This window comes from Streptomyces sp. NPDC053493 (assembly GCF_044544825.1).
In the GTDB taxonomy this organism is placed as follows: Bacteria; Actinomycetota; Actinomycetes; order Streptomycetales; family Streptomycetaceae; genus Streptomyces.
In genome coordinates this window covers 1-25,408 of record NZ_JBITXS010000012.1, presented here as the reverse complement: position 1 = coordinate 25,408, position 25,408 = coordinate 1, and the positions used below count along the sequence as shown (strand labels likewise).

19 protein-coding genes are annotated in these 25,408 nt (G+C 74.8%); 12 read left to right on the top strand and 7 right to left on the bottom strand.

The window, feature by feature from the left end; all coding sequences use genetic code 11:
• Positions 1-58: 58 nt before the first annotated feature.
• From ACIGO8_RS28285 to ectA, 3 genes are all read right to left on the bottom strand, one after another.
• Positions 59-463 carry an ectoine synthase gene (locus ACIGO8_RS28285; protein ID WP_399736484.1) on the bottom strand — a complete coding sequence of 135 codons (405 nt, stop codon included), beginning with the start codon at positions 461-463 and terminating at the stop codon, positions 59-61.
• A 30-nt stretch (positions 464-493) separates the two neighbouring features.
• Positions 494-1,777 carry a diaminobutyrate--2-oxoglutarate transaminase gene (gene ectB / locus ACIGO8_RS28280; protein ID WP_399736845.1) on the bottom strand — a complete coding sequence of 428 codons (1,284 nt, stop codon included), beginning with the start codon at positions 1,775-1,777 and terminating at the stop codon, positions 494-496.
• Between the two features lie 152 nt (positions 1,778-1,929).
• Complete coding sequence (gene ectA, locus ACIGO8_RS28275) at positions 1,930-2,469, bottom strand: diaminobutyrate acetyltransferase (RefSeq protein ID WP_399736481.1); 540 nt, start codon at positions 2,467-2,469, stop codon at positions 1,930-1,932.
• Between the two features lie 318 nt (positions 2,470-2,787).
• Here ectA and ACIGO8_RS28270 point away from each other — a divergent pair, with 318 nt between their 5' ends.
• Positions 2,788-4,224 carry an SLC13 family permease gene (locus ACIGO8_RS28270; protein ID WP_399736479.1) on the top strand — a complete coding sequence of 479 codons (1,437 nt, stop codon included), beginning with the start codon at positions 2,788-2,790 and terminating at the stop codon, positions 4,222-4,224.
• Between the two features lie 128 nt (positions 4,225-4,352).
• Here ACIGO8_RS28270 and ACIGO8_RS28265 read toward each other — a convergent pair whose 3' ends face one another.
• A complete protein-coding gene (locus tag ACIGO8_RS28265; protein ID WP_399736477.1) occupies positions 4,353-4,808 on the bottom strand; it encodes a DUF5709 domain-containing protein in 456 nt (151 codons plus the stop codon).
• Between the two features lie 217 nt (positions 4,809-5,025).
• On the opposite strand from ACIGO8_RS28265, the gene ACIGO8_RS28260 reads away from it, so the two are divergent.
• The 5 genes from ACIGO8_RS28260 to fusA all read left to right on the top strand — a co-directional run bounded on the left by ACIGO8_RS28260 (position 5,026) and on the right by fusA (position 11,819).
• A complete protein-coding gene (locus ACIGO8_RS28260; protein ID WP_399736843.1) occupies positions 5,026-5,688 on the top strand; it encodes a hypothetical protein in 663 nt (220 codons plus the stop codon).
• A gap of 251 nt (positions 5,689-5,939) precedes the next feature.
• Positions 5,940-7,283 (top strand): AAA family ATPase, encoded by a 1,344-nt coding sequence (locus ACIGO8_RS28255; RefSeq protein ID WP_399736474.1) that lies wholly within the window; start codon positions 5,940-5,942, stop codon positions 7,281-7,283.
• A complete protein-coding gene (locus ACIGO8_RS28250; RefSeq protein WP_399736471.1) occupies positions 7,280-8,353 on the top strand; it encodes a tetratricopeptide repeat protein in 1,074 nt (357 codons plus the stop codon). Before ACIGO8_RS28255 ends, ACIGO8_RS28250 begins: the two co-directional genes overlap by 4 nt.
• Complete coding sequence (locus ACIGO8_RS28245; protein WP_399736468.1) at positions 8,350-9,420, top strand: tetratricopeptide repeat protein; 1,071 nt, start codon at positions 8,350-8,352, stop codon at positions 9,418-9,420. The genes ACIGO8_RS28250 and ACIGO8_RS28245 overlap by 4 nt, the downstream gene beginning before the upstream one ends.
• 398 nt (positions 9,421-9,818) lie before the next feature.
• Positions 9,819-11,819, top strand: coding sequence for an elongation factor G (gene fusA, locus ACIGO8_RS28240; RefSeq protein WP_399736465.1), 2,001 nt, complete (start codon positions 9,819-9,821; stop codon positions 11,817-11,819).
• A 156-nt stretch (positions 11,820-11,975) separates the two neighbouring features.
• Here the strand turns inward: fusA and ACIGO8_RS28235 are convergent, their stop codons facing one another.
• Entirely contained in the window at positions 11,976-13,151 is a 1,176-nt protein-coding gene (locus ACIGO8_RS28235; RefSeq protein ID WP_399736841.1) for a nitric oxide synthase oxygenase, read from the bottom strand.
• Between the two features lie 138 nt (positions 13,152-13,289).
• On the opposite strand from ACIGO8_RS28235, the gene ACIGO8_RS28230 reads away from it, so the two are divergent.
• The 3 genes from ACIGO8_RS28230 to ACIGO8_RS28220 are packed head-to-tail and all read left to right on the top strand — an operon-like array spanning position 13,290 to position 17,617.
• Positions 13,290-16,394: a CHAT domain-containing protein gene (locus ACIGO8_RS28230; RefSeq protein ID WP_399736464.1), complete on the top strand. Its 3,105-nt coding sequence runs from the start codon at positions 13,290-13,292 to the stop codon at positions 16,392-16,394.
• Between the two features lie 33 nt (positions 16,395-16,427).
• Positions 16,428-16,841 carry a hypothetical protein gene (locus ACIGO8_RS28225; protein ID WP_399736461.1) on the top strand — a complete coding sequence of 138 codons (414 nt, stop codon included), beginning with the start codon at positions 16,428-16,430 and terminating at the stop codon, positions 16,839-16,841.
• Positions 16,841-17,617, top strand: a complete 777-nt coding sequence (locus ACIGO8_RS28220) for a hypothetical protein (RefSeq protein WP_399736458.1) — start codon at positions 16,841-16,843, stop codon at positions 17,615-17,617. Before ACIGO8_RS28225 ends, ACIGO8_RS28220 begins: the two co-directional genes overlap by 1 nt.
• 54 nt (positions 17,618-17,671) lie before the next feature.
• Here the strand turns inward: ACIGO8_RS28220 and ACIGO8_RS28215 are convergent, their stop codons facing one another.
• Together ACIGO8_RS28215 and ACIGO8_RS28210 are read right to left on the bottom strand one after the other, a co-directional pair.
• Positions 17,672-19,387 carry a DUF4139 domain-containing protein gene (locus ACIGO8_RS28215; protein WP_399736455.1) on the bottom strand — a complete coding sequence of 572 codons (1,716 nt, stop codon included), beginning with the start codon at positions 19,385-19,387 and terminating at the stop codon, positions 17,672-17,674.
• 6 nt (positions 19,388-19,393) lie between these two features.
• On the bottom strand, positions 19,394-21,475 hold the full coding sequence (locus tag ACIGO8_RS28210; protein ID WP_399736452.1) for a DUF4139 domain-containing protein: 2,082 nt from the start codon (positions 21,473-21,475) through the stop codon (positions 19,394-19,396).
• A 50-nt stretch (positions 21,476-21,525) separates the two neighbouring features.
• Here ACIGO8_RS28210 and ACIGO8_RS28205 point away from each other — a divergent pair, with 50 nt between their 5' ends.
• The 3 genes from ACIGO8_RS28205 to ACIGO8_RS28195 all read left to right on the top strand — a co-directional run.
• Positions 21,526-21,885: an MmcQ/YjbR family DNA-binding protein gene (locus ACIGO8_RS28205; RefSeq protein WP_399736449.1), complete on the top strand. Its 360-nt coding sequence runs from the start codon at positions 21,526-21,528 to the stop codon at positions 21,883-21,885.
• 219 nt (positions 21,886-22,104) lie between these two features.
• A complete protein-coding gene (locus ACIGO8_RS28200) occupies positions 22,105-22,692 on the top strand; it encodes an Imm21 family immunity protein (RefSeq protein WP_399736446.1) in 588 nt (195 codons plus the stop codon).
• 254 nt (positions 22,693-22,946) lie between these two features.
• A partial coding sequence (locus ACIGO8_RS28195) for a hypothetical protein (protein WP_399736444.1) occupies positions 22,947-25,408 on the top strand: 2,462 nt, incomplete at its 3' end.

Genomic DNA, 25,408 nt, shown 5'->3' with positions numbered 1-25,408 from the left:
TGGTCGGCGTCGTCGGCGTCGTCGGCGTGGTCGGCGTGGCCGGCGTGGCCGGGGTCCCTCAGGCCTGCTCGGGCTCGGTCAGGAGCGGGTAGACGCCGTTCTCGTCGTGGTCCTCCCGGCCGGTGCACGGCGGGTTGAAGACGCACAGGCAGCGGAAGTCCTGCTTGACCTTGAGCGTGTGCCGCTCGTGCCCGTCCAGGAGGTACATCGTTCCGGGCGTGATCGTGTACGTGCGGCCCGTCTCGTGGTCGGTGAGCTCGGCCTCGCCGGCGGTGCAGACGACGGCCTCGACGTGGTTCGCGTACCACATGGAGGTCTCGGTCCCGGCGTACAGGACGGTCTCGTGCAGGGAGAAGCCGACCCGCTCGCGGGCCAGGACGATGCGCTTGCTCTCCCAGGTGCCGGAGGCGGAGCGGACGTGCCGGTCGGTGTTCTCGAGCTCGTCGAAGGAACGGACGATCATGGAAGAGGGCCTTTCTCGTGGTGCGGTGGATCAGACGGCGGCGACGCCGTCGGCGGCGTGGCGGACGGAACGGGCCAGGATGCCGAGACCCTCGTCGAGTTCGTCGTCCGTCGCGGTCAGCGCCGGCAGCAGCTTGACCACCTCGCCGTGCGGCCCCGACGTCTCGACGAGCAGGCCGAGTTCGAAGGCCCGGCGGCACACCGCGTCGGCCCGCTCGCCGTCGGCGAACTCCAGGCCCCAGACGAGACCGCGGCCGCGGTACGACAGGGCCGCGCGCTCGTCCTCGCCGCACAGGTCGCCGAGCGCCCGCTCGATGCGGCCGGCCCGGCTCAGCGTGCGGTCGCGCAGGGCGTCGTCGCGCCAGTAGGTGTCGATCGCGGCGGTCGCCGTGACGAAGGCCGGGTTGTTGCCGCGGAAGGTGCCGTTGTGCTCGCCCGGCTGCCACACGTCCAGCTCGGGCCGGAAGAGGCACAGGGCCATGGGCAGTCCGTAGCCGCTGATGGACTTGGAGAGCGTGACGATGTCGGGCGTGATGCCCGCCTCCTCGAAGGAGAAGAACTCGCCGGTGCGGCCGCAGCCCATCTGCACGTCGTCGACGATCAGCAGCATCTCGTGCCGCCGGCACAGCTCCGCGAGGGAGCGCAGCCACTCGGCGCGGGCCACGTTGATGCCGCCCTCGCCCTGTACCGTCTCGACGATGACGGCCGCCGGGTGGTCGAGGCCGGAGCCGGGGTCCTCCAGGAGCCGCTCGAACCACAGGAAGTCCGGCACCTGGCCGTCGAAGTAGTGGTCGAAGGGCATCTGGGCGGCGTGGTTGAGCGGGACGCCCGCGCCGGCCCGCTTGACGGAGTTGCCGGTGACGGCGAGCGAGCCGAGCGACATGCCGTGGAAGGCGTTGGTGAAGGAGACGACGGTCTCGCGGCCGGTCACCTTGCGGGCGAGCTTCAGCGCGGCCTCGACGGCGTTGGTGCCGGTCGGCCCGGGGAACATCACCTTGTACGGCAGGGCGCGCGGTTCGAGGACGGCGGAGCGGAAGGTCTCCAGGAAGTCGCGTTTGGCGGTCGTCGACATGTCCAGTCCGTGGGTGATGCCGTCACCGGACAGGTAGTCGAGCAGGGCCCGCTTGAGCACCGGGTTGTTGTGTCCGTAGTTGAGCGAGCCGGCGCCGGCGAAGAAGTCGAGGTAGGGCCGTCCGTGTTCGTCGTACAGCCGGCTGCCGCGGGCCTGCTCGAAGACCACCGGCCAGGCACGGCAGTAGCTGCGCACCTTCGACTCGACGGTCTCGAACACGGACGACGGGGCGATGTCGGTCAGGGTCACGGTTCTCCCGGATCTCGGTTTCTCGGTTTCTCGGTTCGGTCTGTGCGGGTGGCGGTCGTCGGTCTGTGTGGGTGGCGGTCGCGCCGCGGCAGGGCGCCGCGGTACGACGAGGACCGCCGGGGCGCGACGAGCTCGTCGCGCCGCGATCAGGGCGTCACGGGACCGATGCGGTAGAGCACCTCGGGCTCGTGCCCGGCGGTCCCGGTCGCGGACTCGTCAGGGAAGGCGGCGGACGGGAACAGGACCTCCTGGGTCACCGTCGCGCCGTGGCGGCGCGCGAAGGAGCGGAACAACCGGTCGGACGGCGCGTTCCCCGGAGTGACCGTCGCCTCGAGCCGGAGCGGCCCGTGCTCGGCCGCCACCCGGGCGGACAGAGCGTCCAGCAGTCGACCGGCTACCCCCGATCCGCGATGCGAATCGTCCACGGCGACCTGCCAGACGAAGAGGGTCCGCGGCGCGTCCGGCCGCAGGTATCCGGTGACGAAGCCGACCGGCCGGCCCGACGCGTCGCGGGCGACGGCGGTCGTGGCCGCGAAGTCCCGGCACCAGAGCAGATAGCTGTAGGGCGAGTTGACGTCCAGTTCGCCGGACCCGCGGGCCAGCCGCCACAGGTCGGCACCGTCCGTGACCTGGGCGGGGCCGATGGTCACGTCGGCTCTCGGAGGTGTCACGTGTGCTGTGGTCATGGGCGCCGAAGCTACCGATCGATCAGGTGAACTTCCTCGTGCTGCGGGCTTCCGTGACCGGTGGTCGGTGTGATAGGCGCGCGGACGTGTGTCGCCGGAGGCGTTTGAAACCTCCTCCCCGGAAAACCGGGGCACAGTCGGGCAAAGTGACCGTTTATAACGGCTGGATAACGACTGGCGGGCGGCGCGCCGGTCGTCCGGCGGCTCATGAGACACCCGCCTCTCTTGCGTTCCTCAGGGTTTGGGCCGGCTCTGCGCGGTCATAAGGACGGGCTGGCCGCGCCGTGCCGTACCGCCGTCTGCCGCAGAATCGACCGCATGCTCCCCGAGTCACTCTCCGTCGCCGCGCTCGCCGCCGTGCTGATCTGCGCGGTCGCCCGCCCGCGCGGGCTCTCGGAGGCGGTCTTCGCGATACCCGCGGCCGTGCTCCTGATCCTCTGCGGCGCGGTATCCCTCTCCCACGCCCACGAGGAGCTGAGCCGGCTCGCGCCGGTGGTCGGCTTCCTGGCCGCCGCGCTCGTCCTGGCCAAGCTCTGCGACGACGAGGGACTCTTCCACGCCTGCGGAACCTGGATGGCCGGCTGGGCACGAGGCCGCCCGCGCCGTCTGCTCGGCGCCGTCTTCGGCCTGGCCTCGCTGATCACCGCCGCCCTCAGCCTGGACGCCACCGTCGTCCTGCTGACCCCGGTCGTCTTCGCCACGGCCACCCGGATGCGCACCGCCGCCCGCCCGCACTCCTACGCCGCCGCACACCTGTCGAACACCGCCTCGCTGCTCCTGCCGGTGTCCAACCTGACGAACCTGCTCGCGTTCACCGCCACCGGCCTCGGCTTCACGCGGTTCGCCCTCGTGATGCTCCTGCCGTGGGTCGCGGCGATCGCCGTCGAGTACGTCGTCATCCGCCGCTTCTTCTCGGCCGAGCTTCCCGAGCGACTGCCGGGCCCGCTCCCGGTCTCCTCTCGGGTCTCGCCTTCGGTCGCGTCTTCGGTCGCGCCACGGGCCGAGCGGTCCGCGCGGCCCGCCGCCGACGGCGAGGGCGAGGGCGGGGCCGGGGCCGTGCGGACGGTCGAGCACTCCACCCAGCCCTCCGCGGAGGCCGCCGCGGCAGCGGCCGGCGACGCCGGACCGGCCGCCGACGCCGCCACGGAGCGCCCGGAGCTGCCGCTGTTCGCCCTGATCACCGTCGCCGCCACGCTCCTCGGCTTCGGAGTGACCTCGGCCCTCGGCCTCGACCCGGCATGGGCCGCGGCGGCCGGCGCGTCCGTCCTGGCGGTACGCGCGCTGCTGCGGCGGCGCACCACGCCGGTGGCCCTCGTCCGCTCGGCGGCGCTGCCGTTCCTCGGCTTCGTGCTCGCGCTCGGCGTGGTCGTGCGGGCCATGGTCGACAACGGCCTCGGCGCCGCGCTCGGCGGCCTGCTGCCGGGCGGGACCTCGCTGCCCGCCCTGCTCGGCATCGCCGCGCTGGCCGCCGTCCTCGCCAACCTGATCAACAACCTGCCCGCGGTCCTCGCCCTGGCCCCGCTGGCGGCGCCCGCCGGGCCCGCCGCCGTCCTCGCCGTGCTCCTCGGGGTCAACATCGGTCCCAACCTGACCTACGCGGGCTCGCTGGCGACGCTCCTGTGGCGCCGCATCGCCCGGGCGCACGGCCACGAGGTCGAACTCGGCGAGTTCACCCGGCTCGGGCTGATCTCCGTCCCGCTCACGCTGCTCGCCGCCACCGTGGCCCTCTGGCTCTCCGCCGGCGCCCTGCTCTGACCCTGGCCCGTCCGCCCGTCCGCCCGTCCGCCCGTCCGCCCGTCCGCCCGTCCGGCCGGCCCTGCCGGAGGCGCGGCTCCGTACCCGTACCGGGTCCCCGTTCCCGTACGGCCGGTCGAGGCTGGTCGTCACTCCTCGTCGACGACGTGCACGGCGGCCTCCTCGGCGGACGCGGCGCCGCCGTCGATGCCGACGTCGCGGGCGAGGCCCTCCAGCGGCGAGAGCGCGAGCCCGCCGTCCAGGGCGACCAGCCGGCCGGCCCGACGCCCGCCGACCTCCTCGTCCAAGGGCTCGCCGTCCGTGTCCACGGAGTCGCCGATGCCGTCCCAGTCCGGGTCGGGCCCGCCCTCGGGAAGCTCCACGGCGAGCCGCTGCTCCAGGCTTTCGCCACGCTGCCGCTCGGCCGCCGTCACTCCCGTGTGCTCCACCGCCCACGGCCGGTCCGGCGGTACGAATCCCTCGTCCAGCGGGTCGGCGACGGGCCCGAGCAGCGTGTCCTCGGCGTCGAGCAGTCCCGCGTCGTCCTGCACCTCGCTGCCGTCGGGCTGGTAGACGTCGTCGCCCCAGGCATCGTTCTCGGTCATGCGGAACACTCCAGCCTTCCAGCACTCCGGCCCTTCAGCCGTGCTTCGATCGGTTACGCTCCGCTTTCCATGCTCCGAGGCCGGGCCCCGGCCCGCCACCGGAGTGCCGGCGGCAGACACGCCGCGAACCGGGCGCCCAGAGGTGAACCTTCACCGCTCACGGGGTAAAACGATGGCCAACACCTCTCTCACTCGAACGGACACGCGCGCGTTGAGCATGCTTCCCGGATCACGTGTTCCAGGCAGAACCTGGACCATCCGTCTGACCGGTCATCCCGACCACTCCGCCACGGTCACCTGCACCACGGCCGGCTGCCGTATGCCCGCCCGGTCCAGGGACATCCCGGCGCTTCGCGCCTTCGCCGCCGAACACGCCCGCGCCCACGCCCGCCTGGCCGCTCCGCGCCCGAGCGCCGCGTGTGCCTGCGGAGCCGCCGGTTGCCGCCACCACACCGCCCGCGCCACGTGCACCGGCCGGACGCTGCTGGTCCTCATCCACAACCCGGCCGTCGCCGAGGTCTGGACGCTGGCCGAGATCTGCCAGGCCTGTGCGCCCCTCATCGCGCACGCGACCGTCCTCGCCGGAGCCGGAGCCGGCGGCACGGGAAGCGACTCGCTCGCCGCACGGGCCGCGGCAGCGGCCGCGGCGGCGGCCGGCGCTCCCGCCGCGCCGCCCGCGAACCCGCCCGCGAACCCGTCGGCACCGCCGCCGTCGGCACCGCCCGCGGTGCCGATGATGTTCTCCTCGCCGGAGGCGGCCGGCGGTCCCGCGACGCCCGTACCCTCACCGCAGCGCCGCCGCGGCCGCCGCACCGGCCAGGGCGGCCAGGGCGGCCGCGGCTCCCAGAACGGCCAGCGCCCCCGCCGGGGCCGCTCCTGACCCGGAGCCCAGGCAGCGGACGCACCCGCGGTGGGCAGGGCTGCCGGGCGTGCGCCCGCCCCGCCCCGAGAGCAGAACCGCCAGGGTGCGCGGCTCCTTCGCAAGCGCACCCGCCGGCCGGCGTCCGCCGTGACCCGGTGTCAGGGACCGGCGCCCACCCGGTCGTACGGGGCGTCCGCCCGCGCTCCGGGGCGGGCGCGTGACCGCACCCGGTGCGCGGGCGCCCGGGGCCGGTTTTCTAGGCTGGCCCCATGTCCGACGAGTCTCCTCTCCTCCGCAGCCTGCGGGCCGCCGTCGCGGCCGCCCCCGAAGACGTACCGCTGCGGCTGCACTTCGCCGAACTGCTGCTCGCGGAGGGCCGGGACGACGAAGCCGTCAGCCAGGCCGCGGTCGCGCTCCAGCACGCTCCGGGAGACCCGGCCGTACGGGACCTGATGGTCCGCGCCCTGCACCTGCCCGCCCCCACGCCTCCGCCGGCCGCTCCGCCTGCTGCCACGCCTCCGCCGCCCGCCGCTCCGACTGCTGACGCACCTCCTCCGCCGGCCGCTCCGCCCGCCGAGCCTCCGGCCTTCGACTGGGCCGCCGCCGAGCAGGAGGTCGCGGACGTCGTCGGGCCCCGGTTCGCCACCGACGGCGGCCCCGCCGGCCCCGACGGCGCCGGCGTCGAGCAGCCGCTGACCTCCGACGGCAGCGGCGACGCGGGCGCCGCCGCCTGGGACGTCGACGCGCCCGGAGCCGTACGCCTCGCCGACGTCGGCGGCATGCAGCAGGTCAAGGACCGCCTGGAGGCAGCCTTCCTCGCGCCCCTGCGCAATCCCGAACTGCGCCGCCTGTACGGCAAGTCGCTGCGCGGCGGTCTGCTCCTGTACGGCCCGCCCGGCTGCGGCAAGACCTTCATCGCACGGGCCGTCGCCGGCGAACTCGGCGCCGGCTTCCTGTCGATCTCGCTCTCCGACATCCTCGACATGTACATCGGCACGTCGGAGAAGAACGTCCACGACATCTTCGAGGCCGCCCGCCGCCAGGCCCCGTGCGTCGTCTTCCTCGACGAGCTGGACGCCCTCGGCGCCAAGCGCTCGCGCATGCACCACAGCGGACTGCGCAACGTCGTCAACCAGCTGCTCACCGAGCTCGACGGCATCGACGGCGACCGCAACGAGGGCGTGTTCGTGCTCGCCGCCACCAACGTGCCCTGGGACGTCGACCTCGCCCTGCGCCGGCCCGGGCGCCTCGACCGCACCCTGCTCGTGCTGCCGCCCGACGCGGCCGCCCGCGAGGCGATCCTGCGCTACCACCTGCGCGACCGTCCGATCGAGTCCGTCGACCTCGGCAAGGTCGTCAAGGCGACCGAGGACTTCTCCGGCGCCGACCTCGCCCACGTCTGCGAGTCGGCCGCCGAGTACGCCCTCCTGGACTCCGCCCGCACCGGCACCGTCCGCATGATCGGCACCAAGGACCTCCTGACCGCCGCCCGGCAGATCAGCCCGTCCAGCGAGTCCTGGTTCGCCTCCGCCCGCAACGTGGCGATGTTCGCCAACGACGGCGGCATGTACGACGACCTCGTCGCGTACCTGAAGAAGAAGCGCAAGCTGTGACCCTCCACCCGCAGCTCGAACGGGCCCGCGTCCTGTACGAGATGACGCGGCCCGAGGAGGCCCACGAGCTGGTCGGCCGCCGCCTCGCCGAGGACCCCGACGACCACCGGGCCTGGAGCCTGCTCGGCCAGTGCCTGCTCACCCTCGGCCGGCCCTCCGAGGCCTACGCCGCCGCCCTGGAGGCCCTCCGCCTGGAGCCCCGGTTCCTCGACGCCCACTTCGTCCGCGGCTACGCGCTGCGCCTCCTCGGCCGCCTCACCGAGGCCGAGGCGGCCCAACGCGAGGCGGTCCGCATCGACCCGCACGCCTGGGGCCCGCGCCGCCAGCTCGCCGAACTGCTCCTCGACCTCGCCCCGGACCGGCCCGACGAGGCACTGGAACACGCCCACGTGGCCGTGCGCAGCGGACCCGAGGACACCTCCACCTGGGCCACCCTGCACCGGGTCGCCACCTTCCACGAGCGGCCCGACCTCGCCGAGGAGGCCCTCACCCGGATCATCCGCATCGATCCCACGCACGAGCTGGCCGTCACCGTCACCACCGAACGCGAGGCCGCGAGACCCGGCACCTCCGCCGCCCGCGCCGCCGACCTGTACGCCGGCGCACTCGCCGCCGCGCCCCACTCCGAGGCCCTGCGCGACGACCTCGCCAAGGCCGTCTACCGCATGCTGCGCGGCACCCGCTGGCTCGCCCTGCTCTGCCTGCTCATGGCCGCCGTCACCACCGACGTCTTCCCCACCGACGGCGAACCGAAGGAGCTGCCGGTCGACCTCGGCACCCGGCTGTGGGCCCTCGGCCTGATGGCCGCGGTCTGGGGCTTCGGCGCCTGGCGCCGCTACCTGCGGATGCGCACCGGAGCCAAGCTCACCGTCCGCGCCCTCGTCCGCGCACCCGGCACCTGCTCCTTCTGGCCCCGCGTCGTCCTCGGCCAGGCCGCCTGGGCCACCCTGTGCGCGCTGCTGCTCGTCCTCGTGCCGTGGACCGACCGCGCCCTCCCGCAGGTCCTGTTCTGGCTCGGCCTCGTGCCCAACCTGCTCAGCATCACCCACGACCGGGACAAGGTCCGATGAGCCGGGAGCTGCGCCAGGCGGACGCCCTCTTCGACCTCGGCCGCTTCGAGCAGGCCGCCGAGCTCGCCGCCCGGCACCTCGCCGACGAGCCCGACGACCCGGCCGCGCTCGTCCTGCTCGCCCGCTGCCGGCACCGCCTCGGCGACGAACAGCAGGCCCTCACCACCGTCGAGCAGGCCCTGCGCGCCCAACCCGACTTCGTCGCCGCCTGGCTGATGCTCACCCACATCCTGCTCGCGACCCGGCAGTACGACCGGGCCGAGGAGACCGCCCGGCACGCGGTCGCCCTCGCACCCCGCCACTGGGCCACGCACTACACCCTCGGCACCGTCCTCGACCGCTCCGTCCGCGCCGAACGCCGGCACGCCGCCTACGAGGCCGCCCGCACCGCCGTCGCCCTCGCGCCCGAGGAGAGCGACACCCACTTCCTCGTCGGCCTCACCGCGCATCGCCTCGGCCACCACCAGGTCGCCGAACGGGCCTACGAGACCGCGCTGCGCCTCGACCCGCAGAGCAGCGAGGCCCACAACAACCTCTCGCTGCTCCACCTGCGCCGCCGCTGGCGCCGGCCCGGATCCTGGACGAAGGCCGCCCAGGGCTTCGTCCGGTCCGCCGCCCTCGACCTGAACGACCGCCAGGCCCGCTACAACCTGGAGACCATGGCCTGGGGCACCGTCGCCGCCTCGCGCTGGGTGGCCCTCGCGGGGTTCGTGGCCACCTCCATGGCCGCCGCCCATCTGCGCTCGGAGCCCTCCGCCGGCAGCGCCCTCGTCGGCGTCCTGCTCGCCACGGCCGTCCTCGTCGGCGGCTGGGGCGGCTGGTTCCTGTGGCTCGGCCGGCGCGTGCCGCCGCCGCTGCGCCGCCCGCTGCTGCTCGTCTCCCGCGGCTGCACGCCGGTCCTCGCCATGGCGGTCGCGGTCGCCCTGCTCGCCCTCCAGTCGGTCCTGACGCTGGTGCTGTGGCGGACCGGCGGCTTCGGGGCGCTCGCCTTCCCGCTGTTCTGGGGCGCGGTCATCACCTACTGGGTGAGCCGCGCCGTCCTCCAGCGTCGCGCGCCCAAGACCTGACCGCCGCCGCCATGACGCGGGGCCCGCGGGCCGGGCCGTAAAACCGTTGTCCCGCCGGGCACTTCGCTGCCTAGACTCCCGTCCGTACCGAAGACACCGGTGACCACCGGCGAAGACCGGCGAAGACCGGCGAACACCCGTGACCACCGGCGAACACCGGTGAACACTCCACCGTCCGAAGGGAGACGACCATGCGTGCCACGGCCCTCGCCGCCGCCACCGTCGTCTCCCGTGCCCGGTACGACGTGATCCTGGCCTCTTCGTCCCTCCGGTGCCGGCTGCGCGGCCGTCACCGCTGACCCGCGACGAACGGCCGTACCCTCCTTCGTTCCACACCGCCCGATGTCACGGGAATCGCGCTGCCCTGCGTCCGCATCGCACGCGAAAGACCTGTCACCATGCGCAACAGCATCCGCAACCTCGGCATCCTGGCCCACGTCGACGCCGGCAAGACCACGCTCACCGAGCGGTTCCTCTACCTCACCGGAGCGATCCACAAGCGCGGCGAGGTCCACGACGGCACCACCGTCACCGACTTCGACCCGCAGGAACGCGCCCGCGGCATCACCATCTCCTCGGCCGCCGTCAGCTGCCGGTGGGCCGGGCACCGCCTCAACCTCATCGACACACCCGGACACGTCGACTTCGCCGACGAGGTCGAACGCGCCCTGCGCGTCCTCGACGGCGCCGTCGCCGTCTTCGACGCCGTCGCGGGCGTCGAACCGCAGAGCGAGTCCGTGTGGCGCCAGGCCGACCGGCACGGCGTCCCGCGCCTCGCCTTCGTCAACAAGCTCGACCGCGCCGGCGCCGACCTCGACGCCGCCGTCGACTCGCTGCGCACCCGCCTCGGCACCGTGCCGCTGCTCGTCCAGCTCCCCATCGGCCGCGAGGACGCCTTCACCGGCGTCGTCGACCTCGTCCGCATGCGGGCGTACGTCTGGCCGGCCGGCTCCGGCACGTACACGCCCGGCCCGGTGCCCGACGGGCTGCGCGACGAGGCCGCCCGGCGACGACAGGAGCTCGCCGAGACCGTCGCCGCACTGCACCCGGCGGCCCTGGAGGAGTTCTGCGCGAGCGGCACGCTCACCGCGGACACGCTCGCCGCCGCGCTGCGCGACCTCACGCTCTCCCGGGAGGCCGTGGTCGTGCTGTGCGGCTCGGCCTACCGCGACCGCGGCGTCGAGCCGCTGCTCGACGCGGTCGTCGCCTACCTTCCGGCGCCCGCCGACCGGCCGCCGGTACGCGGCGAGCGGCCCGCCGACCCGGACGCGCCGCTCACCGCGCTCGCCTTCAAGGTGACCACCACACCCACCGGCCGCATGACCTACCTCCGCCTCTACGCGGGCACCCTACGGAAGGGGGACACCGTGCTCGACTCCACCACCGGCCGCACCGAACGGATCGCCCGCATCCTGCGGGTCCAGGCCGACCGCACCACCGAGGCCGACCGGGCCGAAGCCGGCGACATCGTCGCCGTCGTCGGACCCAAGACGGCCCGCACCGGCGCCACCCTGTGCGCGCCCGGCGCGCCCGTCCTGCTCGAACCGCCCGTCAGCGCCGACCCGGTGGTCTCCGTCGCGGTCGAGGCCCGCCACGGCCGCGACACCGAACGCCTGGCCGGCGCGCTCGCCCGGCTGACCGAGGAGGACCCGTCGCTGACGGCACGCACCGACCCCGAATCCGGCCAGACGGTGCTGTCCGGCCTGGGCGAACTCCACCTGGAGGTCGCCGTGGAGCGGCTGCGCCGCACCCACGACCTCGACGTCACGGTCGGCCGGCCCCGCGTCGCCTACCGGGAGACGCCCGCCGGCGCCGTCACCGGCCTGACCTACCGGCACGTCAAACAGGACGGCGGCGCCGGGCAGTTCGCCGTCGTCGTCATCGACGTCGCCCCGCTGGAGGAAGGAGAGGAGCCGAGCGACTACGTCTTCCGGTCGGCCGTGACGGGCGGCCGCGTCCCGCAGGAGTTCGTCCGCGCGGTCGAGGCCGGCTGCCGCGACGCCCTGGCCGAGGGCCCGCTCGGCGGTCACCCGGTCACCGGCGTCCGGGTCACCCTCACCGACGGGGCCACCCATGTGAAGGACTCCTCCGAGCTCGCGTTCCGCACCGCGGGCCGCCTCGCCCTGCGCGAGGCGCTCCGCACCGCCGGCACGACGCTGCTCGAACCGGTCGCCGAGGTCACCGTCACCGCGCCCGAGAGCACGGTCGGCACCGTCCTCGGCGATCTGACGGCCCGGCGCGGCCGCATCACCGACTCCACCGGCCAGTCCGGTACGGCGGTGCTCACGGCCACCGTGCCGCTGGCGGCGCTCTTCGGCTACGCCACCCACCTGCGCAGCCGCACCCAGGGCCGGGCGACCTTCACCACCCGGCCCGCGGGCTACGCCCCGACGGCCTGACCGTCCGGGCCGGGCACCGGCACCCACCCGCCGCTGCCCGGCCCCCGGGCTCCGCCACCGTGGGGCCGACGCTTACCCCTGCGGGCGGGCGTCCGGTCGCTCGTCCCTGCGGGCAGCCGCCCGGTCGCTCGTCCCACTACGCGAGCGTCCGGGCGTTCACCCCTGCGGACAACCGCCCGGCCGCTCCGCCGGGCAGCCGTCCGGGCGTTCCCGGGGCAGGAACGCGGGCCGCAGCCGCGGATCCACCGGGTCGTAGTACCGGTGGAAGACCGGTGTCGCGGCACCGGAGACGGGCGGAACGATCCAGCTCCAGTCGGCGGGCGTGGGTCTGCCGTGCCGCGTCTCCTGCGCGATGTGCCGCAGGAAACGCTCGGACTCGGTGTGATGGTCCGCCATCGTCACCCCGGCCTCCTGGAAGGAGTGCAGCACCGCCACGTTGAGCTCCACCAGCGCCCGGTCCCGCCACAGCGTGCGCTCCGACGAACGGTCGAGCCCGAGCCGCTCGGCCACCACCGGAAGCAGGTCGTAGCGCCCGGTGTCGGCGAGGTTCCGCGCGCCGATCTCCGTCCCCATGTACCAGCCGTTGAACGGCGCCGCCGGATACCGCACGCCACCGATCTCCAGCACCATGTCGCTGATCGCCGGCACCGCGTACCACCGCAGCCCCAGCTCCGCGAACCACCCGTGGTCCGGGTGCCGCAGCGGCACCTCCAGGACCACGCCGTCCGGCAGCTCGTACCACTCCGGCCGCGCGCCCGGCCGCTCCCGCACCATCAACGGCAGCACCTGGAACGGCTCCTCCGCCCGCTTCCACCCGAGCGCCCGCGCCCGCTCCGTCGTCGCCGCGGCCCGCGGGTCGCCGACCCACCCGCCCCCGGCCGTGCGGTGCCCGGCGTAGCGCACCAGCTGGTCGTTGACGATCCGCGGCCCCGGACGGCCCGGCCGGTCCGGCGCGAACACCGACACCACCGGACGGATCCGCCCGCCGTTCCCGGCCAGCCGCAGATGCTCGAAGCACGCGCCGGCGACGTCGTCGGCGGCCGTGACGTGCCGCAGGTCGCGCACCACGAGACTGCGCCAGTACAGCCGGCCGATGCAGCGCGCCGCGTTGCGCCACGCCACCCGCGCGCCGAAGACCAGCTCGGCGGGGGAGTGGGCGTAGGTCCCGGTCCGGTCGATCTCGGCCAGCACCTCACGCACCCGCCGTTCCACGTCGCCCGCCTCCGGCTGCTCCCGGTGGAACTGCCGGACGAAGCTCTCCGCCTCCCGCCGGTCCACACCGTGCGACCCGGACCCGGGTTCCCGCGTCGGCTCCTGCTTCCGGCGGCGCATCAGACTGAAGACCAAGGTGTTCCCTCCCTGGTCCACATGACTACCCTACGAACACGCGTGAGCGTGGAGAGTAGTCGGTTTCCCGGATGAGCACCCCGCACCCCTGCTAAAGTGCCCGCCCCTGGGACACTGACCCGCATGCGCATCGGTTTATGGATCTTGGGGGCGGTCTACGCCGCGGTGCCGGGCGTGGCGGCCGTGTCCGTCTACCTCGACGGCCCGCCCGCCGACATGACGACGATTCAGCTCGCGTCGATGATCCTCTTCGGCCCGGTCGTGGCCGGCACGGTGCTCCGCGCCGCCTACGACCCGCTGATCGCGGAGGCCTGGCGGCACACGCCGCCGCTGCTGCGCGTCCTCCTTCCGCTCCTGTACGGCGCCCTGTTCGCGCTGCTCTGCTTCGCGGCCCTCGCCGCGCGCACCGCCCTCCTGGGCCCCGGGTTCGACCTCTTCGACAGCCCGCGGCAGTGGTGGACGGGATCGTCCGAGCCCATCCGCCACCTGTGGCTGCTGATGATCGGCACGGCCGTGCCGATGCTGGTCTGGACGCCCCTGGTCCACTACGAGGGCCCGCAACTGCTGCTGCGGGCGGGCGTGTTCCTCGCGGCCGGCAAGGCGATCGACGAGGGCGACACCGACACCATCCGGCGCCTCACCGAGCCGCTCCGCAAGCCCCGGCGACTGCCGAGCGTCACGGCGTACAACGAGGCCGTCGTCGCCTCCCTCGACAGTCTCGTCCTGCTCAACCGCCTGGGCGAGCCCGACGGGCCCGAGTCCCTGGACGCCTGCCTGGTGGCGGCCCGCCACGGACTGGCCGGCATGCAGGCGCTGCCCGGGCGCTACTCCAGGAAGTTCCTCTGGCGACTGCGCGACGCGCTCGGCGACGCACTCTGGGAACGGCACCTGGACACGCTCAGCTCCGCCGCGCTCGACGAGGTGATCCTGATCCGCCGCGAGGTCGTGGCCGCACCGCGCTGGACGAAGGGCGTCGACGACCGGCCCTACCTGCTCCAGCTGAGCGAGGCGCTCGGCGCCCGCTTCGACGCGAGCGGCGACGAACGGGACCTGCGGGAGGCCGTCGCATGGGCCGAACGAGCCGTACGCTCCCGCCCGCTGGGCAAGGGGCCGAGCGTGGAGGCCCTGCGCGTCCTGGGCGCCCAGCACGTCCGCGCGGCGCGCGAGGGCATCGACGCCCCGGCCGCCTGGCAGGCCGCCGTCACCGCCCTGCGCGAAGGCGTCGCGCTCGAGGAGCGGACCGGCGGACGCAACTGCCGCTTCCAGCTGGCCGTCGCCCTGCTCGAGACGCCCCGGGAGGGACCGCGGGCCGCGGCCCTGGCCGAGGCGGAGGAACTGGCCCGCGACCTCGCCGACCGGGCGAAGCCCGGCAGCAGGAGCGCGGGCGAGTACCACAGCCTCCTCGCCATGGTCCTGCTGGAACAGATCGACGAGGACCCGGAGCCGGTCCCCGCCCTGTGGGAGGCGTGCGCCGGCGCCTCCCGCTCGGCGGCGGAGAACGCCGCCCTGCCCGCCCAGATGCGGCTGTACGCGGCCCGCATGTGGGGCCTGCTGGCGGCGGCCACCGCCGTCGACATCGCCGCCGGCCGGGTCACGCCGGACGTCGCCGGCGACACCGCGGAGCGGCTGTGGGCCTCCGGCGCGGAAGGGCTCGGCCTCGCGGTCGAACTCATGCCGCTCGTGGCCTGGCGCGGCGTCGCCCACCACGACCAGCGGACCTTCCTCGCCGACCTGCACGAACTCGCCGTCGACGCCGCGGCCGCCGCCGTCGGAGCCGGCCGGCCCGAACGCGCGGTCGAACTCCTGGAGCGGGGCCGGACCGTGATGTGGTCCCAGCTGCTCGACCTGCGCACCACCGAACTCTCCCGGCTGCGCGCCGAGGACCCGGAGACCTTCGCCCGCCTCGACGCGATCCGCGAGGAACTCGACAGCGCCCTGCCCGCGGGCGAGGAGGAGAGCCCGGAGGCCGCCGAGCGGCGCACCGCCCTCGCCCGCGAATGGGAGACCCGCGTCCGGCGGGCCGGCCTGCTGCGCCCCGCCGACTACGCCACCCTGCGCGCGGCCGCCGCCGACGGACCCGTCGTGGTCGTGAACATCAGCGAACTGGGCTGCCACGCCCTGATCGTCCGCTCGGAGGGCCCCGTGTCGGTCGTCCCGCTGGACGCGCTGACCCACGGGGACGTCCGCGACCTCCTGGACCGCACGGCCCGCGCCGACGAACGCCTCGTCGAGGCGCACGCCGCCCTGCGGGCGGCGAGGGCGGAAGCCCACGGAACCGCCGCCGGCGACACCGACGCGGTCGAGGCCGCGGAGGCGCTCGTCATCCGGGCCGAGATGCGGCGCACCCAGGCCTCCGCCCGGATGCTCGACCGGCTGTGGGAACGCCTCGCCCGGCCGGTGCTCGACGCCCTGCCCGAACTCGACCGCGACGGCGCGACCGAACAATGCCGCGACGGCGGGACCGAACACGGCCGCGCCTACGACACGTTGCCCCGGCTGTGGTGGTGCCCCACCGGACTCGCGACCTATCTGCCGCTGCACGCCGCCGGCGCCCGGCGCGGCGGCGCGCGGGACTCGGTGCCCGGCCGCGTCGTGCCCTCGTACGCGCCGACGCTCACCTCCCTGCTGCACGCCCGCAGGCCCCCGGCCCGCACCGACGCGCCCGGCCGCCTGCTCCTGGTGACGGTCCCCGAACCGGACCTGCCCGAGGTCGCCGCGGAGGCCGAGGTGGTCGCCCGGCACGTCCCGTCGCTGCGCCGGCTGCACGACGAGCACGCCACCGTGACCGCCGTCACCCGCCTGCTGCCCGACCACACCCGCCTGCACACCGTGTGCCACGGCATCGCCCGCGAGGGGCTGCGGCTCGGCAGAGGTGAGATCCTCACCCCGCTCCAGCTGTCCCGCGTCCCGGCCCGCGACGCGGAGTTCGCGTTCCTGTCGGCCTGCGACACCGCCGTACCGGACCCCGACGTCCTGGACGAGGCGACCCACCCGGCGGCGGTCCTCCACTTCGCCGGCTTCCGGCACGTCCTGGCCAGCCTCTATCCCGTCCAGGACGCGAGCGCTCCCGCGGTGACCGACGCGGTGTACGCGCGTCTCACCCGGGGCGACGGCGAGCTGGACGCGTCCCGGGCGCCACGGGCCCTGCACGCCGCCCTCACCGAACTGCGCGCCGCCCACCCGCACCAGCCCAAGATCTGGATGCCGTACATCCACGTCGGGGCCTGAACCCGCCCCGTACACCCCGAGGAAGAGGAGAAGATGACCGACGCCGCCCTGGAGAAACGCGCTCGCACCTGGCTGTGCGACCACTACACCGAGGTCCGCGCCGACTTCGACGAGGACGGCGCGCTCGACGAGTTCGAGGACGCCCTCGACGAGGTACGGGAGGGCGGAAGCGCGCTCGAGGCGCTGCGGCGGCTGGGCCACGACCCGGCCCTGGTGCTCGGCGAGCGCCGCAAGGACGGCGTCGGCGCCGCCGGACTGTGGAGCGAGGAGACCGAGGTGAGCAGCGTCTTCCGGTGCCCGCGCGCCACCGGCCGCTGCACGGCCCGCCGTTCCCGGGACGCCTCCGGCGCCTGGCCCATGTGCTATCTCGACCCGGACGATCCCGACGGCGTCCCGCTCAAGCCGGCGGCCCGGCCGGCCCGAGCCGTGGACGGGAGCCCGGACTGATGGACGGATTCCTCTCCGAGGTCGGCAAGAAGGTCACGGACCGCTGGCTGACCCGGATCGTGCTGCCCGGCCTGCTGTTCGTCGTCGCCTGCGCCGTGGCCTTCGCACCCGGCCGTACGGGAGCCGTGGACGTGGCGGCGACCGTCGACTGGCTGGAGCGGCTGCGCACCGGCCGCTACGCCTCGCCGTCCGGGAAGGCCGCCGCGCTGGTGATCCTGGTCCTCGCGGTCGCGGCGTCGGCGCTGTGCGCGGACTGGCTGGCGTCGGGCGTCGGCCGGCTGTGGGCCGGCCGGTCGCGCACGCTGCGGCGCGCGGTGCGGCGGCTGCGCGGCGCCACGGAACTCCCGGACCGGGCCACCCGGATCGGCAGCCGGCTCGGCGCCGTCGAGGAACGGATCCGCGTCCAGCACGGCGTCCACATGTCCCTGGTGTGGCCGCGCCTGTGGCAGCTCGCCTCCGACGGCACCCGGCAGGAGGTCAACGCCGCCTGGGACCGCTACGCGGCGGCGGCCCTCCGCACGGCGTGGGCGGTGCCGTACGCCGTGCTCGCGGCGACCGCCCTGTGGTGGCCGGCCCTCGTGCTCGCGGCCGGCCTCGCCGTGACGGGCGTACGCGAGGGACGGACGGCCGTCACGGCCCTCGCGGTGGCCGCCGAGGCGGCCGTCGACACCGGCCTGAAGGGGCTGGCCGAGGTCCTCGGCGTGACCTTGCGGCACGGCCGGGTGCTGCCGGCGGACGGCGCGCTGATCAACGAGCTGCTCCACAAGGGCCGTTGAGGAGCTTCCGCCGCCGGCCGCCTTCCGGACTCCCCGCCGAAGGCCCTCGTCCCGTCAGATCCCGACGACGTTGGCCTTCGCCGACACCTCGTACACCAGGGTGACCGTCCGGCGGCCACCGGGCGGAAGAGCGACGTCCCAGCGCACGATGCCGTCGGCGTCGACCGCGTCCGGCACCGGCGAACAGGCCTCCTCGCGGAGCCGTACCTCCACCGCCGACACCTCCGGGACCGGAACGCGCTCCCGGACCGTGACCACCCGGTCGCCGAGCTCACCGGGCGCGGAGAACCGGGACAGATGGAGCCGGACCGTACGGGTGACCACGGTCCGCCGGTCGGCCATGCCCGCCGTGTCGCGGGACTCCTCGTACGCGCGGACCACCCGGTGGTCGTCGCGGCTGCCGAACGCCAGCTCGGCCGGCGCGCCGGGCGGCGTGAAGTCCAGCGTGCCGCGGCCCACGAATCCGCCGCCACGCACCAGGTCCACCGGCCCGGCCAGCAGCGCGTGGCCCGACCGGTTGTCGAACCGCACCACCTGCGTGACCAGCGGCGACAGCTCCGGCGCGCACGCGTACTCACTGCTCGCGGCCGTCCTGAAGGAGGACAGCGGCACCCGGTGGGCGCGGCCGTCCGCGCGGACGGAGACCGGCACGGGGGAGTGCAGCACCCGGGCCTCGCCGCCGTCGTCCACACCCGGCAGCCCGAGCACCGGCAGCGGACCGAGGGAGCCGGTCTCCTCCTCGCGCACCGCGACGTCGATCGTGCGGCGCTCCGCCGCGGAGCGGTCCTTCAGGGCCAGCCGGTCCTCGGTCAGCCGCGGCGGCTCGGTGGCCAGTGCCGAGCGGGCCGTCGACAGCGTCAGCCGTACGTCCGACCAGTCCTCGCCGGTGTGCTGCCAGACCACGGCGTCGGTCTCCAGCGCCAGCGCGTCACCGTCGAGGACGGCCCGGTAGGCGGGCCGCCACAGCGCGCACGGCGTCAGATGGCTCAGCCGCAGCCGGGCCTTTCCGGCGGCCGAGGCCGACACGGTCAGCTCGACATGGGCGACCAGTTCGGCCGGTTCCTCCTCGGTGAGGTCCACGGCCCGCTCGGCGGCGTCGAGTTCGGCCGCGAGCGCCGACAGCCGGGCCTCCACGGTACGGAGTTCCTCGTCGTACGTGTCGCGCTCGCCGTCGACCCGGTCCAGCTCGGCCGCCCAGCGGACCGCGTCGGTCTCGCCGTGGCCGGCGCCCTCACCGATCTCCCGCAGCAGATCGGCGGCGAGACGCCCGAGCAGCTCCAGCCGGGTCCGCAGCCGGTCACCGCGCCGCTCCAGGACGGACCGCTCCTCCTGGAGGGCGTCGAGATGCCGCCGCAGGGCGGACTCGGCCTCGGCGTCGGACCCGGCCCCGGCGGCGTCGGCGGACGCCGCGCCCACGGGCCGCGGCGCCCGCGGCGTCCAGCTCCGCACGATCCGCACGTCGAGCACCTCGAGCACGTCGCGCGCCTCGGGCGCCTCGAGCACGTCGCGCGCCTCGGGCGCGTCGGCGCCGTGGCCGGCGGTCAGCTCGGCATGCAGGGTCCGGTCGACGGCCAGTGCGGCGACCGGGCCGAGCCGCAGCCGCTGCACACCGGTCGCGAGGTCGAGCACGGCGGTGCGCTCGATGTGCGCGCGGTCCTCCAGGCAGGTGACGGCGGTGACGGGCAGCGCGATCGGCGCCGACGCCGGCCCCGGCGCCGGCGGGTTCGCCGCGCCGGTCACGGTGTCCGTGGACTTCGGTGGGGTGGTCATGGGGCGTCAGCTCCTGCGGTTGCCGTCGACCAGGGCCTTGGCGGCCGGGATGCGGATCTCGTAACCGCCGTCGAGCACGGCGGTGCCGCCGGCGGGCAGCTCCACCCGCCACAGGCGGGTGCCGGGCACGTGCCGCTCGGCGCCGTCCTCGGGCGCCGTCCAGCCGGCCCGCTCCTCGATCCGGACGTCCGGCTCGGAGCTGACCGGCACGCGCTCGCGCACCTCGACGGCGGCGGGCGCGGCGAGCCGGTTGGCCAGCTCGACGTGCACACGGTGGTCGAGCACGGTGGTGGTGTTGCGCAGGCCTGCGGTCGACTCGTACAGATGCGTACGACGCGTGACCCGGATGCCCTCGGCCGGCCCGAGCCCGACCCGGCGGACCGCGCCGGGCGCGAGCGTGGGCAGCGCGGTGGTCATGAGGAAGTCGTCGTCGACGGTGACCTCGACCGGCCCGGCGAGCAGTGCCCGGTCGGTGGCGTTGGAGAGCACCAGCGTCGCGTACACGGCCTGCTCGACCGACGGCACGCACACGTACTCGGTCCGCAGGTCCACGGCGATCTCGCCGACGGTGACGGTGTGCCAGGTGCCGTCCGACGGGACGTCGGCGCGGGCGGCGGCGTCGAAACGGTGGTCGAACGATCCCGCCGACTCCCGCGGCCGTACGGCGTGCCCGGGCAGCGGCAGCGAGGCCACCGCCTCGGCCCGGCGACGGTGCTCCGTGGCCACCGGGTCGAACGAGGGGTCCGGGAACAGCCGTCCGCGGCGGCCGCTCGGCTGCTCGTCGGGGCCGCACAGCACGAGCGCCGCGTAATCGAGCTCGGCGCCGCTCGGCTGCGGCGGACCGGGCACCGGAGGCGGTGCCGGAGACGGCGGCGGCACGGGGCCGCCGGGAGCCGCGGGAGCCAGGGGCGCCGGGGCCGCCACGCGACTTCCGCCACCGGCAGCCGGCCGGCCGGCGGGCCGCGCGCCACGCTGGACGTCCGGAGCGGCGCCGTAGGCCCCGCCGGGCGCGGGAAGTCCGACGGGCGGTGCGCCGTACGCCTGGGGCGGAGGCGGAGGCGGCGGCGGAGCAGCCAGGGGAGCGGGCGCGGGCGCCGATCCGGGGGCACCGGCCGGAACACCGGCCGCGGCCGCACGCGTGCGCGGCAACGGCCGGGGCCCTAGAGCGTCGTACGCGGAGAACAGGTCCGCGAGACCCGCCGGCGGCTCGCGCCAGCCGGCCGGCGCCGGGGCGGGCTGGTTCCGGCCGATCCGGATCGAGGCGAGCCTCGACAGGTCCGTACGGCGCCGCAGGTCGGCGGTCGCGAGCGCGACCCGCACCCCGGTCCAGTCCTCGCCGGTGCGCTGGGCGACCGACGCGCGCAGCACCAGACGACCGCTGCCGTCGCCCTGACGGTACGCCAGCCGGTAGGCCGGGACCCAGACGGCGCCCGGCACGCTGTACTCCAGCTCCAACTCCACCCGCGCGCCCGGTTCGGCGCCGTCCAGGACCAGCAGCGCGCAGACCGTCGTGGCGACGTGCGCCGACGGCGCGTCCGTGGAGGCCCGCTCGAAGCGGTCGACGGCGACAGAGAGTTCGTGCTCGGCCTGCCGCAGCGCGTCCTCGAGCTCCACGAGTCCGGCCTGCAGATCCGCCAGCCGCCCGTCGACGAAGTCGGCGAGTTCCAGCCACGCGTCGACCGGGGTGCGCCGGTGCGGTTCCTCCCGCCTGCGGGGCGGCGGCACCGGCCGCAGCCCGCCGACCTCCTCGATCAGACCCCGCTGCCTCTCCCGGCGGCGCCGCGCCGCCTCGTACGCGTCCCGCAGCCGCTCCACCTCGCCGCGCAGCGCGTCCCGTTCGCCGGAGGCGAGCGGCCCGGCCTCGACCTCCACCCGCGCCTCGGTGACCCGGATCCCCGGGCCGCCGCCCACGACGCGGGCCCGCAGCGAACCGGGATCCAGCGACCGGGGCAGCCCCGCCACCCGTATCCGCCCGCCCGCCGGCACCTCGCCGCCCGCCAGACGGCGGCAGAGCGCGCCCTGTGCGTACACCACCACCGAGTCGAGGGCCGAGTCCCACCTCTGCGCCGTCTCCACCTGCACCGTCATGGGCGCAGCCTACGCCGGGAATTGTCGGTGGTCCGTCGTACGGTCGGACCATGAGCACTTCCGAAGAGGTCCGCGCGCTCGCGCTCTCCCTGCCCGAGACGACCGAGAAGGTGGCCTGGTCCATGCCCACCTTCCGGGTCGCCGGAAAGATGTTCCTGACCCTTCCCGACGACGAGACCTCGATGGCCGTCCGCTGCCCGAAACTGGAACGCGACGAACTGGTCCTCGCCGAGCCCGACAAGTTCTGGGTCGCCGACCACGAGGCGGCCTTCGCCTGGGTCCGGGTGCGCCTCGCCGCCCTCGACGACGCGGACGAACTCCGCGCCATCGTCCTCGACTCCTGGCACCAGGCGGCCCCACCACGACTCCTGAAGACCCACCCCGACCTCGTCCCTCCGGAGGTCCCCTAGGCGGTCGCTCACCGCCGCCATGCTCGACCGCCTCTTCCTGTCCCTGGCCGGGGCATTCATCTCAGCGGAGAGGCCTGCTGCACCGCCCCCGCGGTCAGACCCGGGGGCGTTCATCCGCACTCAGCCGCGCAGAAGGGTCCGTACGCCCGACAAGCGGCAGAGCGCGGGTACTCCACTCGGCGCGGGCACGGTGTCAGTGGCCGACGGCACACTGCGTGCATGATCACCTCTTCATCCACCGCAGACGACGCCTCCCCTCCCTCCTCTCTCTGGGTGGAGTCGATGGGCGGTCCGCTGATCGTCGTCCCCGTCTCGTCCCTGGCCTCCTGGGGCGGGTGCACGGAGAGTGGTCTTGTGGCGGGAGACGGCACCGCCCCCGACGACTACGACCGGGCCTGCGCGGTGGGCGGTCTGGCCGGTGTGATTCCCATCGACAAGAAGGGTGGGCAGGCACTTGTGCTGGCGGACGAGCCGGCGACCAGCTGCTACCTGCCCCAGCACCGAGCGTTCCTGCGGTGGCTCGCCGCCGATACCGAGGCCGGACTGAGGGCCGCGGCAGACGCTCTCCTCGCAGACCCCGCCACGGTGTGGGAGGAGTGCGGCATCTGGGGTTCGGACGGTCCGGCGGTGCTCATGGACTCAGCCGAAGCGGGTTCCGACGTGGGCATCGACTACCCCGGCGGCGGGAAGCCCGCCGAGGCCGCGGTCCCGCTGCCCGCCGGCCGCTGGAGAGTCCGCGCCACGCAGGCAAAGGTGGACGAGGAGAACTGGGTCGGCCTGGTCCAGCTCCTGCCCGTCGGATTCTGATGGGACAGCCACCGGCCACGTACACGGGCTCGACACCCGCCGCCGCACCGGCCTTCCGGCGGCGCGCCGCGCCATGACCGCGCCATGACTGAACGGGTTCGAAACGGCTACCGGCGCGGAGGAGCGCACTGTTACGATCACGACCTCGGACAGGCAGCGCGAGCCGGGAAGTGAGCCGGAGGGGGTCGCGCGGAGTCCGCGCGAGACGATGGCCACCCGTCCCCTGCCTGATCAGCTTTCCAAAGGGGACTTCCTTGAACATGCACGCCCGCAGAGCGTCGCTGGCCGCGGCCACCGCCCTCGGCATCACCGCCGGCCTGTCCGGCACGATCACGGCACCGGCGGCAGCGGCGCCGGCGGCCGTCAACGGCGCCACCGCCGCCGGCGAGGTGGTCGTCCCGAACCCCGGCCGCCAGCAGCCGCGCGTCGACTCCCTCAAGCACGCGGGCGCGACCGGCTACGCGCACGTCGTCGAGGGCACCGCCGGCGCGGTCTGGACGGACTATGCGACGGGCACCGACACCTCCATCAGCGAGGCCCAGTCCGCCGGCCACTCCGGTCTCCACGCGACCATCAGCGCCGAGCCGTTCGACCAGCCGCGCACGGTCACCGTCGCCGACGTGGGTTCGGGCGCGCAGAAGAGCATCACGATCCCCGGCGGCCAGGTGTGGTCCAAGACCTACACCACCGACACGACCCTCGCCTACACCGCGGACGCGACCGGCCTCACCTCGCTGACCCTCTACCGCGCGGCCGAGGACGGCACGACCACCGCCCGGCCGATCACCGACATCCCGAAGGGCGTCAGCGCCGTCGCCGCCGTCAAGCAGGACGTGCGCGGCGCGATCCTCCGGCTGCGTCCCACGGCCGACGGCGCCGGCATGGACACCTATCTGCTCGACTACGCGACCGCCACCGTGAAGCCGCTGCCGGCCGCCATGGCGACGAGCAGCTGGTACGCCCTCGGCGACCGCAACGTCGTGTACTACCCGGGCAACGGCAAGCCGCTGATCTCCGTACCGCGCGACAACCCGACGACCACGCCCGTGGAGACCGCGCTCGCGGCGCCCGTCGGCAACGAAGGGCCCGGCCTCTTCTTCACCGTCACCGGCGACACCGTCCTCTACCAGCGCAACCTGCTCCACCCCGAGAACGGCTACCTCGCCGGCCACACCCTTCGCGCCATCCCGGTCGGCGGCGGCACCACCGTCGAGCTCCTGAAGTACGCCCAGCAGGGCAGCTTCGCCACCGCGCCCGACGGCAGCGTCCTCGTGCCCGGCGGCACCGGCGCACCCGACTGGGCCCTCCACCGCATCTCCGTCGGTGCCGACGGCACGCCCCAGGTGACCCGCGTACGCGCCATCCCGCAGATGCCCCGGAAGATCACCCACCTCGCCCTGGGCGGCGACCGGCTGCACTACCTCAGCCCCACCGGCCGGGACGGCATGGTCCAACTGGCCGAGGTGGACACCGCCGGCGGCACCGCGACGGCGCCGAAGACCCGCTTCACCTTCGCCGTGCACACCCCGTCCGGTCTGGCCTCGCTCGCCGACGGCGACCCCGCCGTCGCGTGGATGAACAACGTGATGCGGCCCGTCACGACGTCCTCCTACTGGCCGGTGGACGGCGTTCCGCAGGGCGCCACTCTCGTGGACGGCGCCGGCCGGTACGTGGTGGCGACGTCCGGCGACACGACCTACGTCGCCGACCTCGAGAACTACAACGTGGGCGGGACGGGCGCCCTGCTCGCCCTGCAGAACACCGCCGCGGCCGTGTGGGACACCAAGCTGTGGAAGAACTCCGCGGCCACGGGCAACCTGGTCAACTCCTACGACCTGAAGACGAAGACGACGTCGGCGGCGATCGACCTGAAGTCCGGCTGCCGGCCCACCGAGCTGCAGGCCGCCGCGGGCCGCTGGCTGTACTGGGCCTGCGGCGCCGACAAGGCCGGTGTCTACGACCACACCCTGAAGAAGAGCGTGCCCGTTCCGGCGGGCGAGGCCCTGCTGGGCGACGGCTTCGTGGTCCGTCACGAGGGCGACAAGCTGAAGCTGACGGACGCGGCCACCGGACAGACCTCCGACTTCGCGGACCTGCCCGCCTCGGCCGACGGCTCCGGCCGCAGGACGACGTGGACCGTGGACAAGTTCGGCGGCGGTGTGGCCTTCCTCGATACCGCACAGGACGTCCACGTCAAGCGGGTGGAGCTCGCCCGCCAGCCGCTGACCCGTCTGGACGCCTCCGTCCCCGACCTGTCCTTCCAGGATCTGGAGGGCGTCGAGCCGGAAGCCACCTGGTCCCCGGTGTGGCGCTACTCCCGCCCGGTCTCCTGGGAGCTGCGGGTCGCCAGGCCCAACGGCGAGGGCGTCCGCTCCTTCTCCGGCGCGCAGAGCGCGGGCGCCGCGGTCCGCCCGGTCTGGGACGGCAAGGACTCCCGCGGCCGTGGGGTCGAGTCGGGCACCTACCGCTGGGAGCTGACCGTCCGTCCGCTGGACGGGGGTACGGCCCAGAGCACGTGGGGCACCTTCTCGGTTTCGGGCAGCTCCCTAACGACCGTCCCCGGCACGTACACCCCGGTGACGCCCGCCCGTCTCCTGGACACCCGCGCCGGTATCGGTGCTCCGGCCGGGAAGGTCGGCCCCGGCGGCACCAAGCTGCTGAAGGTGGCCGGCCGGGCCGGTGTGCCCGCCGAGGGCCTCACCTCGGTGGTCCTGAA